At 69.3% G+C, this 2,649-nt stretch carries 3 protein-coding genes and 1 pseudogene; 1 reads left to right on the forward strand and 3 read right to left on the reverse strand.

Annotated features, from left to right (window positions below; genetic code table 11):
• Positions 1-343: 343 nt before the first annotated feature.
• Positions 344-922 carry an NADPH-dependent F420 reductase gene (locus tag ASG00_RS00970; protein WP_056206192.1) on the reverse strand — a complete coding sequence of 193 codons (579 nt, stop codon included), beginning with the start codon at positions 920-922 and terminating at the stop codon, positions 344-346.
• A gap of 106 nt (positions 923-1,028) precedes the next feature.
• Between ASG00_RS00970 and ASG00_RS00975 the strand changes: the two genes are divergently transcribed.
• Positions 1,029-1,538, forward strand: a complete 510-nt coding sequence (locus ASG00_RS00975) for a MarR family winged helix-turn-helix transcriptional regulator (RefSeq protein WP_045247957.1) — start codon at positions 1,029-1,031, stop codon at positions 1,536-1,538.
• A gap of 42 nt (positions 1,539-1,580) precedes the next feature.
• Here ASG00_RS00975 and ASG00_RS00980 read toward each other — a convergent pair.
• Together ASG00_RS00980 and ASG00_RS18725 are read right to left on the reverse strand one after the other, a co-directional pair.
• A partial coding sequence (locus ASG00_RS00980) for an AI-2E family transporter (protein WP_235559022.1) occupies positions 1,581-2,439 on the reverse strand: 859 nt, incomplete at its 5' end.
• Between the two features lies 1 nt (position 2,440).
• A pseudogene (locus ASG00_RS18725) lies at positions 2,441-2,564 on the reverse strand (AI-2E family transporter); the annotation flags it as partial.
• Positions 2,565-2,649: the final 85 nt, after the last annotated feature.

The following is a 2,649-nucleotide window of genomic DNA, read 5'->3' on the forward strand; positions in this document are numbered from 1 at the left end:
GGGCAGCAGGTTCTCCTGGACCCAGGTCCAGATCGCCTCGGTCGCCTCGACGACGGGCTGCGGGTCGGGGGAGCCGGGCACCGTGACAGGGAACCACGCGGCTCCGCCCTGGGGTAGGGCCAGCGGGGCGCGCAGGGACACCCACGGGAGTCCCGCGGTGAGGCGGTCGCCGATGCCGGCGAGGTCGCGCTCGCTCGCTCCGTAGCCGTGCAGCAGCAGGGCGACGACGGGAGCGCTGGTGGCGAGAGGGTCGGATGCCGCGGTCTCACGGATCAGCATGGGGGGAGCCTTTCGAGCGGAGCGAGGTCGAGCGGGCGGGGGCCGTGGCCCCCGCCCGGACGGGTCAGCGGACGACCGCGAAGCCGCCGGTCCACGAGATGACCTCGCGGACGGCGAGGGTCAACTGGAGGAAGCCGAGGGCCTCCAGCTCGTGTGCACGGGAGAGTGCGCCGGCGTCGATCGCCTGCACGCCCCCGGCGGCGATGGCCGCGATGAGCGCGCTCTTGGCCTCGGCGGAGTCGCCGGCGACCTGCACGGTGGTGGGCGCTCCACCGACCGTCTTCGCGACGAGCGTTGCGGCGAAGGTGGTGTTGAACGCCTTCACCACCGAGCTCTGCGGAAGCGCGGCCTGGATCTCAGCGGCAGCGGAGGACCCGGCCGGCACGACGAGCGAGTCGAAGGTCTCGAAGTTGAGCGGGTTGGTGATGTCGACGACGGTCTTGCCCGCGAGCTGCTCGCCGTACGCCGAGAGGATGCCCGCGACGGCCGGGTAAGGCACGGCGAGCACGACGATGTCGCCGACGATCGGGGCGGTGCCCGACTCCTCGGCGGAGATGTAGGTTACGCTGCTGCCGCCCTCGGCGAAGACTCCGCCGATCGCGTTCGCCATGTTGCCGGTGCCGAAGATCGTGACGTGGGCCATGGGGTTCCTTCCCTCGTGCCCCGCGACGACGGGGCATTGCTTGTAGATACAAGTGTCACCGTACGCCCACTTACTTGTAATTGCAACCAACTGCTAGAATGGCCGCATGCCGGCCGAGGGACTGCGATATGAGGAGCGCGTCTCGGTGGCGCGCCTGCACGCACTGCTCGAGCTGCTGCCGCGCACGCTCGACCAGCAGATGGCCGCGAGCGATCTCACCTCGTTCGAGTACACGCTGCTCGAGGCCCTCCACGAGGCGCCCGCCCGCCGGTTACGACTGACCGCGCTCGCGTCGCGCACGAACGCCACCCTGCCGCGACTGTCCCGCGTCGTGACCGGTCTCGAACGCAAGGGCCTCGTCGATCGGGCGCCCTGCGCCGAGGACGGCCGGGCGACCAACGCGGTGCTCACGAGCGCGGGCGAGCAGCGCTTCGCGGATGCGCGACCGCGCTACGAGGAGGCGGTGCGCTCGTTCGTCCTCGCCGACCTGGACGACGCGGACGTCGACGACCTCTCGCGCCTCGTACTCGCGATTCTCGGCCGGGTCGATCCCGACCGTCGGATGGCCGTCACCGCCGCGGGCGATCCCGCCTGCGCGGCCGACCCGGCACGCTGAGTCCGACCGCGCTCGTGGGCGCCGGGGGATCCCCGTGCCCGGTCAGACCTTCGCGTCCTGTCTCGGGATGATGACCTTCTTGATGATCAGCAGGATCGATGCGGTCACCGGGATCGCCACCAGCGCGCCGAGAAGACCCAGCAATGTGCCGCCGACGAGGGCGCCGATGACGACGAGCGATCCGGGGATCGAGATCGCGCGGTTCATGATGCGCGGCGTCAGCACGTACGCCTCGACCTGCATGTAGATGAGGTAGAGGGCCGCGAACACGAGCGCGCCCACCGGGCTCGCGAACAGCGCGAGCGACGAGCCGATCACCCAGAACGCCACCGTTCCGACCAACGGGATGAGGGTGATGCAGAACGCGATCACCGCCATCAGCAGCGGGAAGGGGAGTCCGAGGAACAAGTAGAGCAGCCCCGCGAACAGCGAGTTGAAGAACGCGAGGATGACCATCCCCATGAGGTACCCGCCGATCGACTGCGTGATCTGATCGGTCAGGTCGGCGACGCTCTCCCGGCCGTGGGCGGGAACGAGGCGGTAGAAGGCCTGCTTGATGACATCCAGGCTGGCGATGAAGTAGAGCGTCAGCACGAGCACGATGATGATGCCCGAGATGGTCGAGATGACGGACACCGTCACCTGCAGCACGCCGCCGCCGATCGCGGTGAGGTTCGCCGGGTTCGTCAGGAACCCCTGCACCTGGCTGACGATCTCGCCGACATTGCTGCCGAAGTTCCCCTGCAGCCAGGCGTAGAGGTCCGACGCCTGGAAGTCGCGGATGAGGCTCGGCACGTTGGCGACGAAGCCGGCGATCTGCGTCACCACGGTCGGGATGATCAGCAGCAGCACGCCGGCGAGCACGACGGCGAAGCCGGCGAAGACGATGACGATGCCCCACNGGGCGAACACGATGTAGATGAGCACCGTCGACAGGTTCGAGATCGCGAGCCCGAGGACGAGTGCGACCAGACCGCCGAGGGTGAGGAAGAAGCCGAACGCGAACGGATTGCCGATCGCGGCCATGGCGCGCCCGGCGGTCGTCTTCGGCCTTCGGGAGGCCGCGGCATCCGTCGATGCGGTCGTGGCGGACGAGGATGCCTCGGCGGAC

Origin of the sequence: Microbacterium sp. Leaf351 (genome assembly GCF_001423825.1) — a bacterium.
Classification (GTDB): Bacteria; Actinomycetota; Actinomycetes; order Actinomycetales; family Microbacteriaceae; genus Microbacterium; species Microbacterium ginsengisoli.